12 protein-coding genes are annotated in these 16,193 nt (G+C 63.1%); 8 read left to right on the forward strand and 4 right to left on the reverse strand.

Annotation, left to right across the window (positions count from 1 at the left end; all coding sequences use genetic code 11):
• Nucleotides 1-47 precede the first annotated feature (47 nt).
• The 4 genes from icmF to PQQ96_RS30055 form a co-directional block, all read right to left on the reverse strand.
• Nucleotides 48-3,635 carry a fused isobutyryl-CoA mutase/GTPase IcmF gene (icmF, locus tag PQQ96_RS30040; RefSeq protein ID WP_408299339.1) on the reverse strand — a complete coding sequence of 1,196 codons (3,588 nt, stop codon included), beginning with the start codon at nucleotides 3,633-3,635 and terminating at the stop codon, nucleotides 48-50.
• A gap of 173 nt (nucleotides 3,636-3,808) precedes the next feature.
• On the reverse strand, nucleotides 3,809-4,750 hold the full coding sequence (locus PQQ96_RS30045; protein ID WP_408299341.1) for a LysR family transcriptional regulator: 942 nt from the start codon (nucleotides 4,748-4,750) through the stop codon (nucleotides 3,809-3,811).
• Nucleotides 4,751-4,963: 213 nt separating this feature from the next.
• A complete protein-coding gene (locus tag PQQ96_RS30050) occupies nucleotides 4,964-6,052 on the reverse strand; it encodes a porin (protein WP_408299343.1) in 1,089 nt (362 codons plus the stop codon).
• A gap of 526 nt (nucleotides 6,053-6,578) precedes the next feature.
• The gene (locus PQQ96_RS30055) at nucleotides 6,579-7,145 is read right to left on the reverse strand and encodes a hypothetical protein (RefSeq protein ID WP_408299345.1); all 567 of its coding nucleotides are present in this window, start codon (nucleotides 7,143-7,145) and stop codon (nucleotides 6,579-6,581) included.
• Between the two features lie 542 nt (nucleotides 7,146-7,687).
• On the opposite strand from PQQ96_RS30055, the gene PQQ96_RS30060 reads away from it, so the two are divergent.
• The 8 genes from PQQ96_RS30060 to PQQ96_RS30095 all read left to right on the forward strand — a co-directional run bounded on the left by PQQ96_RS30060 (nucleotide 7,688) and on the right by PQQ96_RS30095 (nucleotide 16,179).
• The gene (locus tag PQQ96_RS30060) at nucleotides 7,688-8,716 is read left to right on the forward strand and encodes a bile acid:sodium symporter family protein (RefSeq protein ID WP_408299347.1); all 1,029 of its coding nucleotides are present in this window, start codon (nucleotides 7,688-7,690) and stop codon (nucleotides 8,714-8,716) included.
• A 277-nt stretch (nucleotides 8,717-8,993) separates the two neighbouring features.
• Nucleotides 8,994-10,847, forward strand: a complete 1,854-nt coding sequence (locus PQQ96_RS30065; protein ID WP_408299349.1) for an EAL domain-containing protein — start codon at nucleotides 8,994-8,996, stop codon at nucleotides 10,845-10,847.
• A gap of 198 nt (nucleotides 10,848-11,045) precedes the next feature.
• Nucleotides 11,046-12,032, forward strand: a complete 987-nt coding sequence (locus PQQ96_RS30070) for a LacI family DNA-binding transcriptional regulator (protein ID WP_408299351.1) — start codon at nucleotides 11,046-11,048, stop codon at nucleotides 12,030-12,032.
• Nucleotides 12,029-13,303, forward strand: coding sequence for an AGE family epimerase/isomerase (locus PQQ96_RS30075; RefSeq protein WP_408299353.1), 1,275 nt, complete (start codon nucleotides 12,029-12,031; stop codon nucleotides 13,301-13,303). The genes PQQ96_RS30070 and PQQ96_RS30075 overlap by 4 nt, the downstream gene beginning before the upstream one ends.
• A 5-nt stretch (nucleotides 13,304-13,308) precedes the next feature.
• On the forward strand, nucleotides 13,309-14,217 hold the full coding sequence (locus tag PQQ96_RS30080; RefSeq protein WP_408299355.1) for a carbohydrate kinase family protein: 909 nt from the start codon (nucleotides 13,309-13,311) through the stop codon (nucleotides 14,215-14,217).
• Nucleotides 14,218-14,364: 147 nt separating this feature from the next.
• Nucleotides 14,365-14,595: a hypothetical protein gene (locus PQQ96_RS30085; RefSeq protein WP_408299357.1), complete on the forward strand. Its 231-nt coding sequence runs from the start codon at nucleotides 14,365-14,367 to the stop codon at nucleotides 14,593-14,595.
• A 61-nt stretch (nucleotides 14,596-14,656) separates the two neighbouring features.
• The gene (locus PQQ96_RS30090) at nucleotides 14,657-14,902 is read left to right on the forward strand and encodes a hypothetical protein (RefSeq protein WP_074285658.1); all 246 of its coding nucleotides are present in this window, start codon (nucleotides 14,657-14,659) and stop codon (nucleotides 14,900-14,902) included.
• 305 nt (nucleotides 14,903-15,207) lie between these two features.
• Entirely contained in the window at nucleotides 15,208-16,179 is a 972-nt protein-coding gene (locus PQQ96_RS30095) for an ion channel (RefSeq protein WP_408299359.1), read from the forward strand.
• Nucleotides 16,180-16,193: the final 14 nt, after the last annotated feature.

The following is a 16,193-nucleotide window of genomic DNA, read 5'->3' on the forward strand; positions in this document are numbered from 1 at the left end:
GACCTGCCTCGCATGCAGGTCTCGCATACTGGCAACACGCCCGAACTTCACATGTTGCGGCGGTACTGCCCGCCCACTTCAAACAACGCGTGCGTGATTTGCCCCAGTGAGCAAACGCGCACGACGTCCATCAGCACCGCAAACACGTTGTCATCGTCGATCACTGCGCGCTTCAAGCGCTCAAGCGCCGCGGGTGCTGCGTCCCGGTGCTGCGCCTGAAAATCGTGTAGACGCTTCAACTGACTCTGCTTTTCTTCGTCGGTCGAGCGGGCCAGCACGATCGGCTGCGGCGCCTCATGCGGATGCGTGCTCAAGAATGTATTCACGCCAACGATCGGATACGAGCCGTCATGCTTACGATGCTCGTACAGCATCGACTCGTCCTGGATGCGCCCGCGCTGATAGCCAGTTTCCATCGCGCCCAGCACACCGCCACGCTCAGTGAGTCGATCGAATTCCGCCAGCACCGCCTCTTCCACCAGATCGGTCAGCTCCTCGATCACGAAGCTGCCCTGATTCGGATTCTGATTCTTCGCCAGCCCCCATTCACGGTTGATGATCAACTGGATGGCCACCGCACGGCGCACCGAATCCTCGGTGGGTGTGGTGATCGCTTCGTCGAATGCATTGGTATGCAGTGAGTTGCAGTTGTCGTAGATCGCGATCAGCGCTTGCAGCGTGGTGCGGATATCGTTGAAGTCGATCTCCTGCGCATGCAGGCTGCGGCCCGAGGTTTGCACGTGGTACTTGAGTTTCTGGCTGCGTTCGTTCGCGCCGTAGCGTTCGCGCATGACAATGGCCCAGATGCGTCGCGCGACACGGCCGAGCACGGTGTACTCCGGGTCCATGCCGTTCGAAAAGAAGAACGACAGATTCGGCGCGAAGTCGTCGATCGACATGCCGCGCGCGAGATAGGCTTCGACATACGTCAAGCCGTTCGCGAGCGTGTAGGCCAACTGCGAGATCGGATTCGCGCCCGCCTCGGCGATGTGATAGCCGGAGATCGAAACCGAATAGAAATTGCGCACGCCATGATCGACAAAGTACGCCTGAATATCGCCCATGACTTTCAGGCTGAACTCGGTCGAAAAGATGCAGGTGTTCTGGCCTTGGTCTTCCTTCAGGATGTCGGCTTGTACTGTGCCGCGCACGTTTTCCAGCGCGGTGCGGCGAGCGGCCGCGAGTTGCTCTTCCGTGAGCGGACGGTCTTGCTGTTGCGCCATGCGCACGATCTGCTGATCGATCGCGACGTTGAAGAACATCGCGAGAATCGTCGGCGCCGGGCCGTTAATCGTCATCGAGACCGACGTCTCGGGCGCGCACAGATCGAAACCGTCGTAGAGCGCTTTCATGTCCTCGAGCGTTGCGACGGAGACGCCCGAGTTACCCACCTTGCCGTAAATGTCGGGCCGCTCGTGCGGCTCCTCGCCGTAAAGCGTGACCGAATCGAACGCCGTCGAAAGACGTTTGGCGGGCATGCCCTCGGAGAGCAATTTGAACCGGCGGTTGGTGCGGAACGGATCGCCTTCGCCGGCGAACATCCGGGTCGGATCCTCGTTCTCGCGGCGGAATGGAAACACGCCGGCCGTGAACGGAAAGTAGCCGGGGAGATTGTCGAGCATCAGCCAACGCAGGATTTCGCCATGGTCGACGAATTTCGGCAGCGCGACTTTACGGACCTCGGAACCGGATAGTGTCGTCACGGTGAGCGCGGTATGAATTTCGCGATCGCGAATACGGACGATGTGTTCGTCGCCGGAATAGGCGGCAACGGTCTGCGGCCACGCTTCGAGCAGCTTGCGTTCGCGCTCGCCGAGGGCGGCGGTGCGTTGGGCGATAAGTGTGTCGAGTTGGGTTTGAGGCGTGTTCGCGGAGCTTGAATCTGCGGAAGGCGTGACACCGAAGCCTGTGCCTGTGCGTGTGCCTGTGCCTGTGCTTGCGCCCGCATCAGCTTCGCCGAGCATCCGGCGCGCTTCGGTGAGTTGCCAGCGCTCACGCGCCACGCGTGCTTGCGCGTCGGCACGCTCGCGGTACGCGTGAACGGTCTGCGCGACATCCGCCAGATAGCGCACGCGCGCCGGTGGCACGATCGCGTTTCGGCCACTCGAAAACCGCAGGTGGTCGAGCACCGGCAGACGGCCTCCACCAGAACGCAAACCATGCGTGCGCAACGCCTCGGCCACGTGCTGATAAAGCGCGGTCACGCCGTCGTCGTTAAAGCGCGAGGCGATCGTGCCGAACACCGGCATCGCGCCGGGTGCCTTCGCGAAGTCACCGCGATTGCGCTGCACCTGCTTGGCGACTTCGCGCAACGCATCCTGCGCGCCCTTGCGATCGAACTTGTTGATCGCGACGAAGCTGGCGAAGTCGAGCATGTCGATCTTCTCCAACTGGCTGGCCGCGCCGAATTCCGGCGTCATCACGTAAAGCGATTCGTCGACGAACGGCACGATCGCCGCATTGCCCTGCCCGATCCCGGACGTTTCGACAATGATCAGATCGAAGCCCGCCGCCTTGCATAGCGTAAGCACGTCAGACAACGAGTCGGTGATTTCACTGGACGCTTCTCGTGTCGCCATTGAACGCATGTAGACGCGCGCCCCGCCGCCCCAATTGCCGATTGCGTTCATGCGGATGCGGTCGCCCAGCAGCGCGCCGCCGGATTTGCGGCGCGACGGGTCGATTGCCAGCACGGCGATGGTGAGGGCGTCGCCATAGTCGAGGCGCAAGCGGCGGATCAGCTCGTCAGTGAGCGAGGATTTGCCGGCGCCGCCGGTACCGGTGATGCCGAGGACCGGCACCTCGATCGCTTCAGCGAGGACCGATAATATTTCCTGCTCGGCTGATTTGACGCGACCCGCTTCGTACGCGCTGATCAGTTGCGCAAGGCGGCGGAAAGTGAAGGCGGCAGGGTCTGGCTGTTCGGCGCTACGGGCAGTATGGGGGGAACTGACTGAATCGGTAGTGCTGACAGTGTCCGCGATCTGGCGGACGTAGAGGTTCTCTCCTGCCCGGCGCGCCGTGCCGGAAAGATCACGCGCGTTGGCCTGATCGCCGGCACACGTCTCGACATGCGACGCTGCGCGCGGCTCGAAACGCGGCAGCCCACACGCCGACAAATCAGCCACCCACTCGCTAACCGGACTCGTCCGTGCGGCAGCAGCGGCACGCGCAACGTCAGCACAGCGCGCAATCATGTCGTCGATCATGCCTTGCAGGCCGAGCCGCTGGCCGTCATGCGGCGAATAGATCTTCTCGACGCCATACCGTTCGAGCTCGGCAATTTCCTCCGGGACGATCACGCCCCCGCCGCCACCGAACACCTTGATCCGCTCGCCGCCGCGCGCACGCAGCAGATCGACGAGATAACGGAAGTATTCGTTGTGGCCGCCCTGATAGCTGGACACGGCAACGCCATCGGCGTCTTCGTGCAGTGCAGCGGTGGCGACTTCATCGACCGAGCGGTTGTGGCCGAGGTGGATCACCTCAACGCCGCTCGCTTGCAGGATGCGCCGCATGATGTTGATCGAGGCGTCGTGGCCGTCGAACAAGGCAGCAGCAGTGACGAAACGCAGACGCCGGCCCACGGGCAGCTTGTGGCCACCGGCGCGCTGCGGCGTGGACAGATCGGTCATGTCTCCCCCAGATCGTTACTCGTATGGGTGCTGGCAACCAGTATAGCTAAATGGGGCCCGGCGCCTGATCGGGCTGGCCGCTCTGATCAGCGCGCTTTGCGAACCGGCTGGCGTGGCAGCGTGGATAGGCACGTCTCGCGGTCCGGCCAGCTACGCCGTGCAGCCTTTCTCGCCTATCGTACCGCCAGCGCCTTGATCTGTTCGAGCGAAGGCCAAAGCGATTCGTTCGCAAACCGGTCGGCCAGGAAGTCGACAAACGAGCGCACCTTGGCCGACAGATGCCGGCGGCTCGCGTAGACCACATGAATCGGTAGCTCGCGCGGCGGCACGTCGTCCACCAGCAGTGGCACAAGGCGCCCCGTGGCCAGATCGTCGCCGATCACCTCGGTGCCGAGCATTGCGATACCCGCGCCTTGCAGCACGATCACGCGCTGCGCCTCCAGGTGGTTGACGATCAGATTGCCGGTAAGGCGCACGCGCGGCGTGCCGTTGCCGCCGGTCGCGGTCGCAATTTCCAGAGGCGCCACGCCCGCGTATTGCAGGTAGTTATGACGCGCCAGATCGGCGACGGTCTTCGGCGTGCCGTGCCGTCGCAGATAGGCCGGCGACGCGCACAGCACCAGATGGGCCGTCGCAATCAGCCGCGCAATCAGCGAAGACGACTTCAGCCCGCTCGGCGAAGCGCGGATCGCGACGTCGAAGCCTTCATCGATCAGTTCGACCACGCGGTCGGACAAAGTTATGTCGACGGTAACCTGCGGATACTGCGCGGCGTAGTCGGCCACCGCGGCCATCACATGGCTCAAGCCGAACGCCGACAGCGACGACACCCGCAAGCGCCCTTGCGGCACGACGCTCGCCGCGCCGACTACCTGCTCGGCTTCTTCGAGTTCGGTGAGCACCTGGCTCAGGCGCTCGTAGTATTCCCGGCCCGCCTCGGTCGGCGCGACGCGCCGCGTGGTGCGGTTCAGCAAACGCGCGCCGAGCTGCTGTTCGAGGTGCATGACATGCTTGCTCGCCATCGCCGCCGACATCTCCATGCGTTCGGCCGCGCCGACAAAGCTGCCGACCTCGACCACATGGCGGAACACTTTCATGCTGACAAGGGTATCCATCTCAATCACTCGCCTCAGGAATCAATCGACGCCATTTTGCCGGGTTTATCAAAAACTGGTCGGCAAATCGGGTAGGCGCGCGCGCCAGAAGCGACAAAGCCCACCTTCCGGAGAAGGTGGGCTTTGCAGGTATTGCTGGATATTGCCAGGTTCTGCAGGGTTGGCGTCACGCGACACCTGCTCGCAGGTGCCGCTCGCCTTGCCCCCAGACGCTTAGAACTTCGCGCGCAGACCGACGCCGTACGTGTCGCCGCTCGACTGGCTGCTGATCTTGTCGTACATATAAGCCGCGTAGACGTCCGTGCGCTTGGACAGCGGATAATCGTAGCCGATCGAAGCCGTCTGACGAGTCTGGTTGAGGCCGCCGCCATCGCGTGAATAGGCGTACGACGCCATCACCGAGCCCGGGCCGGCCGGCACCGTCACGCCGCCCTGCCCCGTATTCACGTGCCAGCTCGAAATGGTTTGCTGGTTATACGTGTACATGTACTGGCCGTAGAACTTCACGAATTTCATGTCGTACGTGACACCGGCTTGCGCCACGCTCTGGCTCTTGAGACCCGGAACGCCCGACGTATCGAAGCTGCCGAGGTCGCCCGGCACGCTGTTGAAGTTCACGTACTGGTACACCGCGGTCGCCGCGAACGGGCCGTGGAAGTACAGCACCTGGCCGCTCCACTTCTTCGCGCCGTTCTCACCCGCCGTATTGCCGAGGGCATACATTGCTTGCGCGGTCAGGCCATTGAAGTTCGGCGACGAGTACGACACCGCGTTGCTCCAGCCCGAGTCGCCGGTCACGCCCATATCGGTCGAGTAAGTCGGGAACGTGCCGAGGCCGAGATAGGTATGCCATACCATCGGCGAGAACTGGTACGAGTCGACGAACGGGTTGAACAGAATCGTCGACACGAACAGCGGCGTGGTCAAACGGCCAGCCGTTACCGTGCCGTAGGGCGATTCGATACCGACGTAGGCGTTACGCGAGAACATCGTGTCACCCGTGAAGCGGCCGTACTGGCCGTTCTGTGCGAGGAAGAAGCCTTCCAGCGCGAAGATCGCCTTGTAGCCGTTGCCCAGATCCTCAGCCCCTTTCAAGCCCCAGTACGACGTCGACATACCGCCGCCGGACACCTCAACGGCCGACTTGCCGCCCGGGAATTTCTGCGCGCCGACCCATTCGTCGACCTGACCGTAGAGTTGCACGCTCGATTGCGCAAAAGCAGACGATGCACTGGCCAGCAGGGCGGCACACGCGGTTGCCTTGAGGGTGGTCTTCAGCGCACTGCTGATGCTTGTTTTCATGGGTTCTCCTGTCTTTGTCAAAAAGGGTGTGGCTGTGCGAAAGGGGGAGCTCGCGAACCGTTGTAATTGTCTGTTCGATCAGCGAGTCAATCTGGGCAGGATCATCTTTGCGGACCATTTTCATGGACAAAAATATCGTGGCTTATTGCGGGTATAGCGGTCTGATTAGTTTTGTCGCATATCGGCCTGATAAAGCACTGCCCGCGTCTGTTATCGCCGCATCGCGGCGGACCTCGCGGTTCGGCGCAAAGCGTTACTGACATTGCACCCGACTGGGTGATAACGGTTCAGATGACAGGCGGATGACGCGCCGCGACAGATGCGACCAAATTTGACGACGGGAGGGGGGGTGCTGCCGAGTGTTTTCAAAAAAGTGTGGCGTCAATACGTCACATTGACGCGGGCTTCTTGAACTGGAGCGACGCGGGAATACCACGGCAATCCGGTTTGAAAGCCGGAGAGGCGGATTCTGCGTAGGGTGGGAGGGAAATCTGGGGAGACGAACGGTAAGACGAAAAGCGAGTGTCTAGTTACGGTACGGCACTTCCTGCTGACGCGGGTCGTCAGGCTGGCGTTGCATTGCACGGGAGGAGCCGCGCTCTTCGTTATAGCGGGCCACGTCGGCGCGAATCGAACCGGTGCGAACCGGCGCGTTGGCCGGCGGCCGCGGCACCGCGCGCGATTCCGCGCTGACTGGGGTGATAGCGCCGGCGTACTGCATGCCGCCGCGGCCATTGTCAGGATATCCGGCTGGTCCGGCGACACGATGCATGCCTGGGTTGTAGCCGCCAAAGCCGTTGGCGTAGTTGCCGGCTGCGAAGTTCGCGCCGCCGCGCGGCACGCGCGCGTAGTTGTCGGCCACGTTGTTGCGGGCCGGCCTGACATTGGCGGCGCCATCGTAATGGCCGCCGTAATTGCCACCATTACGCGCCTCGCCTCGCATGGCGGGGCCCGCGGCGGCACGCGAATACCCACCGCCGCCGTGCGGCATGTCCGGCGCTTTTGCATAGGCGAACGAGCACAGCGCAGCGATAACCGCGCCCAACGCCCAGTGCTTCGTTCTCGACAACCCGTCCACCAAAGTGACTCTCATGCCCGAAGACTTGCCTGAAACCCACCGTTCGAGCTGCGATGGACTTGTTCTGGGACTGGCACGGGCGCTGCGTATCTGCCGCGGCGCAGGGCATCCCGATGGCCTCTGAGCAGTAATTTATGGGCGCCGGCAAAGGGTGTCGAGCCAAAAAGTGTTAGGCCTCGACCGCTGTTGTAACACCTTGTTACTGCGACGTTTTTCCGCGACAGAGCCCTTGCGCAAAAGCTCCGTAACAGCTTGATAGAAAGGCGATTTCGAGATCCGCCGAACGCGCTTGGGTATGACGAATCGCAGCCGGATTTTTCGCCAGATTGTCAAAACGGCAGTGGACCAAACAGATTCGGTCGCCAATACTGGAACTGGTCGCAGGCATTGCCGGAAGGTTGCAGACACAACGACTTAATGCACGAAGCTCATTAATCGATTCGGTAAATGAATTTGCATATTCAATCAGTTTTCAACAACAATAGGCGTTTTCCATAGCCTGAGGCAGTGCATTCGCGCGCCCCCTGCTTTCCGCATCACCGAATCGAGATTCCGCCATGGCTCGCCCGAAACTGCTTCCCGACAACTTCACCTTGTGCCTCGTGAGCACCGTGATCCTTGCCAGCTTCCTGCCGGTTCACGGGCAGGCCGCCGTCGGGTTCAACTGGGTGACGAACGTCGCGGTCGGCCTGCTGTTTTTCCTGCACGGCGCCAAGCTCTCACGCGAAGCGATCGTTGCGGGCGCGACGCACTGGCGTTTGCATCTGGTCGTACTGCTCAGCACGTTCGCGCTGTTTCCGCTGCTCGGCCTCGCGCTTAAGCCGCTCCTTTCGCCACTTGTCACGCCGGCGCTCTATGCGGGGGTCCTCTTCCTCTGCACGCTGCCGTCGACGGTTCAATCGTCTATCGCGTTCACGTCCATTGCCAAAGGCAATGTACCGGCTGCGGTGTGCAGCGCGTCGGCCTCGAGCCTGCTGGGTATCTTCATCACCCCCGCACTCGTCAGCCTCGTCGTCACCAATCAGGCTGCGAGCGGCGGCGCCTCGCCGTGGCATACGGTGGGCAACATCGTTCTGCAATTGCTGGTGCCGTTCGTGGCCGGGCAATTGCTGCGCCCGCTGATCGGCAAGTGGATCGAGCGCAACCGAGGTGTGCTGAAACTCGTCGACCAGGGCTCGATCCTGCTGGTGGTGTACGGCGCGTTCAGCGAGGCCGTCAATGAGGGGCTGTGGCACCAGATCCCGCTGTCGGCACTCGGCGGCCTGCTGTTGATCAGCGTTGTGCTGCTCGCGCTCGCGCTGGCCGTCACGATCTTCGTCAGCAAGCGGCTCGGTTTTAGCCGCGCCGATCAGATCACGATCATCTTCTGCGGCTCGAAGAAAAGCCTCGCGGCCGGCGTGCCGATGGCCAAGGTGATTTTCGCCTCGCATGCGGTGGGCGCCGTAGTCTTGCCGCTGATGCTGTTCCACCAGATCCAGTTGATGGTGTGCGCCGCGCTCGCGCAGCGCTGGGGGGCTCGCGACACCAGCGGCGAAACCCACGCGGGCTCGCGCGAGCGGCCCGCCGCCGCTGTCGCGCGCCGGTGAATACGCGCGCAATGCAAACAGGACATTCATAAGCGCCCTCCCTGAGCGTCATTTGAAGAAAGCCGCCTCGTGCGGCTTTTTTGTTATTTCACGCTCAAACGCCGCCGCTGTCGCCTCAGCCGGATGGCATAGGCGAAGTCCTGGGTGCGGCAGAACCCGCCAGCAGCAAGCCTAAGGCCGCAACGCACCATCGCGGTGCAACCCTTCACTAAAAGTTCACTTAATTCCGGGCAGGATGGGTCGATAAGACGAAGGTCGATCGCTACGCCTAACTGCCATGCAACCTCGTTCGCCCTCCCGATCCGCTACGCCGCGCATCGAGGAGTTGATCGCCCGGCGTGATTTATCCGCCGTATTCCAGCCGGTCATCAATTTCGACGACGGCGCGATCCTCGGCTACGAAGGTTTGATCCGCGGCCCGGCGGGCACGTCGCTCGAAGCACCGTTCGCCTTGTTCTCACAGGCGCTCGCCGAAGGCTGCACGCTCGATCTCGAGCAGGCCGCCGCGCGCACCTGCATCGACGCGTTCGCGAGGCTCGATTTCGACGGCAAGCTGTTTCTCAATTTCAGCGCGGGCGCGATCCGTCAGTTGGCCGAAGCACGCGACGACACGCTCGCGCTGCTGCGTCATCGCGGTGTCGACCCGCAACGAATCGTGATCGAGCTGACCGAGCAAAGCACGATTCCGGATGTCGCCGGCTTCCTGTCGGTGATTTCGGTGCTGCGCACAGTCGGCGCGCAATTCGCGCTCGACGACTACGGCACCGCGAATGCCAGCATGAATCTTTGGGTGCGCCTGCAACCGGACGTCGTGAAGATCGACCGCTTTTTCATCCACGGCATCTCCAGCGATTCGCTCAAGTTCGAAGCCGTGCGTGCGATGCAGCACTTCGCCAACGCCAGCGGCGCGCAGCTGGTGGCCGAAGGCATCGAGGACGAAGCCGATCTGATCGTGGTGCGCGACATGGGAATTGGCTGCGGGCAGGGCTATTTCTTCGGCCGGCCGCATGCCCAGCCGGCCCGCAGCGTCACCGACGACGCCCGCGACGCCCTGCGCGCCGGCCACATCGCCGTGTTCCCGGAGACCACGCGCACGGTGAGCAGCGCGTCGCCGTCGGGCGGCATGGCGTCGGCGAAGATGATGGTGCATGCGCCCGCCTTACCGCGCCACGCGACCAACAACGACGTGCTCGAACTGTTCAACCGCCTGCCCGATCTGCACGCGGTGGCGGTGGTCGAGCATGACGAACCGGTTGCGCTCATCAACCGCCGCAGCTTCATGGACCGCTACGCGCTGCCGTATCACCGCGAGCTGTTCGGCAAGCGGCCATGCTTGCAGTTTGCGAACGCTTCGCCGGTGATCATCGAGAAATCGATGACCGTCGAGCAAATGGCCAAGCTGCTCGCAAGCGACGACCAGCGTTATCTCGCCGACGGCTTCGTCATCACCGACAACGACGGCAAATACGCCGGTCTCGGCACCGGCGAGAACCTGGTACGCGCGGTGACCGAGGTGCGCATCGAAGCCGCGCGCTACGCGAACCCACTGACCTTCCTGCCGGGGAACATCCCGATCAGTTCGCACATCGCCCGCCTGCTCGGCAACGACGCCGGCTTCTACGCGTGCTACGTCGATCTGAACCACTTCAAGCCCTTCAACGATCAGTACGGCTACTGGCAGGGCGACGAAGTGCTGAAATTCGCGGCCGTCGTGCTCGCCGACGTCTGCGACCCGACCCGCGATTTCCTGGGCCACGTCGGCGGTGACGACTTCCTGATCCTGTTCCAGAGCGAGGACTGGCAGGACCGCGTGCTGCGCGCGATCCACCTGTTCAACGAAGGCGCGCAGCGTTTCTACGCGCCCGCCGACCGGCTGGCCGGCGGCATCCACGGTGAGGACCGGCGTGGTAATCCGACCTTCTTCGGCTTCGTGACGATGGCGATCGGCTGCGTGCGCGTCGAGTCGGACGGCGGTCCGTCGTTTTACAGCAGCGAGGAAATTGCGTTGGTCGCGGCGCTGGCGAAGCGGCGCGCAAAGCACGAGACGAGCGGTTTCGTGCTGATCGATGCGGATGAAAGCGTGGCGCTGTTACGTGGACAGACCGACATGGTGGCGATACCTGCCGACTAGGCGCGCAGGCGTGCCGACGCCAACACCAAGCTTGTTTAGCTTGTTTTACTAAACAACATAAATCAGGCCAGCGCCACTGCCTACGGGTATCTCCGGGTATGGATCGCGCGATTGCAAGGCTGTTTTAGCCAGGTTTTACTATACAATCGCCCGAACCAAAACACCGTGCGGCCCGCCCTCTTGCGGCCGCTTCATTCGATGGCCACAACCATCCGCGACGTCGCCCGCGCGGCCAGCGTGTCGATCGGCACCGTCTCACGCGCACTGAAGAATCAGCCGGGCCTTTCCGAGGCCACCCGTGAGCGCGTGGTCGAAGCGGCGCGGCAACTCGGCTATGACGCCGCCCAACTGCGCCCGCGCATCCGTCGCCTCACCTTTCTGTTGCACCGTCAGCACAACAACTTCGCCGTCAGCCCGTTCTTTTCGCATGTGCTGCACGGCGTGGAAGACGCGTGCCGCGAACGCGGCATCGTCCCTTCCGTGCTGACCGCCGGTCCGACCGAAGACGTGATCCAGCAGATGCGCCTGCATGCGCCGGACGCGGTGGCGGTCGCCGGTTTCGTCGAGCCCGAAACGCTGAGCACGCTGGTGGCGATGCAACGCCCGCTCGTGCTGATCGACCTGTGGGCACCGGGCTTGCGCTCGGTGAATCTCGACAACGCCGCGGGCGCCACGCTCGCCATGCGGCATCTGTTCGCGCAGCAGCGCAAGCGCGTGGCGTTCATCGGCGGCTCGCTCGCGCACTTCAGCATCGCCCAGCGCGCGCTCGGTTACCGGCGCGCGTTTTTCGAAGCGGACTTGTTGTTCGACCCCTCGCTGGAAGTCACGATCGACGCCGGCCTCGATCCCGACAGCGGCGCCGCGCGCGCGATGCACCAGTTGCTCGACGCATCCGGCCCGCGGCCCGATGCCGTATTCGCCTACAACGACGCCGCCGCGCTCGCCGCGCTGCGCGCGTGCCTCGCGCGCGGCATCCGCGTGCCGGAAGACATCGCGATCATCGGCTTCGATGACATTCCCGCCGCCGCGCATGCCACGCCGCCACTGTCGACCATTTCGGTCGACAAGGAAGCGCTCGGCCGGCGCGGCGTCGAACTGCTGCTTGAAGACTCACCCGCTGAACTCGAAGTCCGCTTGCCCGTCCATCTCATTGCCCGTGCCAGTACTTTGGTAAAAACGCCATGACGCAATCCGATCCGCTTCACCCCGCCAACGGCGCCGTTGCCGTGCCGCCCGTCGACAGCTTCCGCAAGCGCGACTTTCTGCTCTCTCATGTGCAGGACACGCTGCGCTTTTACGCGCCGAACGTGCTCGATCCAAGCGGCGGCTTCTTCCATTTCTTCCGCGACGACGGCTCGGTCTACGACAGGACCACGCGGCATCTGGTGAGCACGTGCCGCTACGTCTTCAACTATGCGATGGCGTACCGCCAGTTCGGCGACCCGCAGCATCTCGAGTACGCGCGCCACGGTTTGCGCTTCCTGCGCGAAGCGCATTGGGACGCTGAGCACCAAGGCTACGACTGGGAGCTCGAATGGCGCGACGGCAAGAAACACACGCTCGACGCAACCCGCCACTGCTACGGCCTCGCGTTCGTCCTGCTTGCGTATTCGCATGCTGCGATGGCCGGCATCGAGGAAGCGAAGCCGATGATCGGCGCGACCTTCGAGTTGATGGAACACCGTTTCTGGGACGCCGCCGCCGGCCTCTATGCCGACGAAGCATCGCCCGACTGGCGCGTCAGTTCGTACCGCGGCCAGAACGCGAACATGCACACCACCGAGGCACTGCTGACCGCGCACGAAGCAACCGGACATCTCGTCTATCTGGATCGTGCGGAACGGGTGGCGTCGAACATCACGCTGCGGCAGGCGAAGCTGTCGCAAGGACTCGTGTGGGAGCACTTTCACGCGGACTGGTCGGTCGACTGGCATTACAACGAGGAAGACAGCTCGAACATCTTCCGTCCGTGGGGCTTCCAGCCGGGGCATCAGACCGAGTGGGCCAAGCTCCTGCTGATTCTGGAGCGCTACCGTCCGTTGCCGTGGTTGCTGCCGCGCGCCATCGAGCTATTCGACGCCGCGATGACGCATGCCTGGGACGAAGATCACGGCGGCCTCTATTACGGCTTCGGCCCAGACGGCACCGTGTGCGATCACGACAAGTATTTCTGGGTCCAGGCGGAGACGTTCGCGACCGCCGCGCTGCTTGGCAAGCGCACCGGCAACGAACGCTTCTGGGACTGGTACGACGAGATCTGGCGCTACAGCTGGGCGCATTTCGTCGATCACAAGTATGGCGCGTGGTACCGGATCCTCACGTGCGACAACCGTAAATACAGCGACGAGAAGAGCCCTGCCGGCAAGACCGACTATCACACGATGGGCGCGTGCTACGAGGTGCTGGCGCACGCACTGCCTGACGGCGCGGCCGCTTCGTCCGAATCCGCGGAGTAAGCAAAATGAGCGAGAACACTGAATTCCCCCTCTTCGTTTCAGCCGGCGACATCCTCACCGATCTCGTGCGCACCGGCGCCTCGCAATGGCTCTCGCGTCCCGGCGGCGCCGGCTGGAACGTCGCCCGCTGCGTGGCGCGGCTCGGTTTGCCAACGGCATCTGCCGGGTCGCTGGGCGTCGATAACTTTTCCGACGAACTGTGGAACGCCAGCGTCGCCGCAGGGCTCGATATGCGCTTCATGCAGCGCGTGGAGCGGCCGCCCCTGCTGGCTATCGTCCATCAGACGCATCCGCCCGCGTACTTTTTCATGGGTGAGAACGGCGCCGATCTGGCGTTCGATCCGGCGCGCTTGCCGGCTGGCTGGATCGAGCAGGTGAAGTGGGCTCACTTTGGATGCATCAGCCTGGTGCGTCAGCCACTTGGGGCTACGCTTGCCGCGTTGGCCGCCGAGTTGCGCGCCCGCGGCGTGAAGATCAGTTTCGATCCGAATTACCGGAACCTGATGGAGCACGGGTACGAGCCCACGTTGCGGAAGATGGCCGCGCTCGCCGATCTGATCAAGGTGTCGGACGAGGATTTGCGCATGCTGTTCAAGACGGACGACGAGGCCGGCGCGCTTGCGCAGTTGCGGGCCATGAATCCTGCCGCCACCGTGCTGGTGACGCGCGGGCCGGAGACATCCATGCTGATCGACGGCGCCATGGTTGTGGAGGCTCGGCCGCCTCGGGTCGAAGTGGTCGATACGGTTGGCGCGGGAGATGCCTCGATCGGCGGTTTACTGTTCAGTTTGATGACCGCGCCGCAGCGAACGTGGCAGGAGCACCTCGCCTTCTCGTTGGCGGCCGGTGCCGCGGCTTGCCGCCATGCTGGTGCACATGCACCTTCTTTGGACGAAGTTGTCGCGCTACTGTAGTGTTTTTGCCTTGTGCGGCGCGTATTGTTAAAGACACCGGTTGCCAACGTCGGTCGTCGACATCGAGCGCCGCGCGGGCGAAAAGCCGAACCTCGATCATCGTGCTAGGATGAAAAAACCCAACCCTTTGGAAGAAGGAGCGTCGCCATGGATGACATCACCTACACCAAAGGCATCTACACGGCCACCGCGTCGGTAAGAGAAGTACAAAGCGACACGTGGCAGGGTCTGGTCACGCTCGCCCGCGACGATGGCGAAGCAAGCGCTGACCAGGAGACCACGGTCTACGAGGTTGACGCCACCTCCTCCACGCCCGAGGAAGCCCTCGAGGAAGCCAAGGCTCTCGCCCATCGCATCCTCGGGGAAATCGAACTCTAGGCAACCCGGCGCCGCGCCCAGCGCACTGCGCCACTTCTGAATCAACCGGCTGGAGGCGACCATGGCTGAACAGCTCTTCCTCTACGGCGTGTACTCGATTCACGTCCGCCCGCTCGAACTCAACGGCGCACGCTGGGACGCGGAATACGAAATCCGGCATCGCGAGAAAGCCGTCAAGCCGTGGACCACCGTCGGCGGCGACAACGGCTACGCCGATGAAGCCGAAGCTATCGCCGCCGCGCACCAGCAAGGCGTTGACGACATCGAACACGGCGCCGGCATTCCGAAACCGCGGGCCTTTCCGTAGCCCTACGGCGGGCGCATTGACGCAGGCGCATGCGTCACCAGGCGCGCGGAATCGCCGCATCTCCTGCACGCTCGCCCAAAATACCGCAGGCGGGTGTTGGAAGCGCTACCTCGACGCTCGTGCAACACGCCGTTGATGCGCCACCTCGACACCTGCGCAACACGTCGTTGATGTGCTACCTCGACGTCGGTGCAGCCCGCCGTTGAGGCACGCTCTGCAACGTCCCTTCAGCGCGCCGACAATCCCCCTCCGCGCGCTAACCGGCGTGCTACGCTTTACGCGTTCTTCCTCTCCACGGGCACGCGATGGCGACCGAATCACCAGACCATCTTTCCAGCATCGGCGACGACGAAACGCGTGCACAGAAACGTCGCACGGGCGGCAGCCGGGAATTACGCCTGGATGATCGCGTCGTTATCGCGCACGGCATGCCGACGCCGCTCTGGCAGGATCTCTATCACCGCGCGCTTATGCTCCGCTGGCCGACGTTTTTTGTCTCGCTCGGGGTCTTGTTCCTGCTGCTCAACACCGTGTTTGCCGCGCTCTACATGCTCGGCCACGCACCGATCGCCAATCAGTTTCCGGCAGGCTTCGGCGGCGCGTTTTTCTTCAGCGTCGAAACACTCGCGACGGTCGGCTATGGCGACATGCACCCACAAACGGTCTACGCCCACTGGATCGCGACACTGGAGATCTTTGTCGGCATGTCCAGTATCGCGTTGGCGACCGGACTGATCTTCGCGCGCTTCTCACGCCCGCACGCCAAGATCATGTTCGCCCGCAACGCGGTCGTATGGCCGTACGAGGGCCGCATGACGCTGATGGTGCGCGCCGCCAACGCGCGTCAAAACGTGATCGCCGAAGCGCGGGCGAAACTTCGCCTCATGCGACTGGAAACCTCCGCGGAAGGTTATACGCTGCGCAAGCTCTACGACTTGACGCTGGTGCGCGACCAGCATCCCGTGTTCAAACTGGGGTGGGTCATGATGCACGTCATCGACGAAAGCAGTCCGCTATTTGGCGAGACCGCCGAAACGCTCACGGGCCGTGATGCATCGCTGTGGCTCACGCTCGAAGGGGTCGACGAATCGACCTCGCAGACCATGCAGGCGCGCTATATGTGGCGTTGCGAGCAGATCCGCTGGCAACACCGTTTCGCCGACATCATGCGTGAAGAGGGCGGCGTGAGTCATATCGATTACTCGCATTTCAACGAGGTCGTGCCGCTCGACTCAGCGCCGGTCGCCGCACCTAAGGCGAAAGCGCCCGCGCCGTAGAACGCGCGGGCGGT

The sequence above is a fragment of the Paraburkholderia sediminicola genome (genome assembly GCF_046027825.1).
Lineage (GTDB): Bacteria > Pseudomonadota > Gammaproteobacteria > Burkholderiales > Burkholderiaceae > Paraburkholderia > Paraburkholderia sediminicola_D.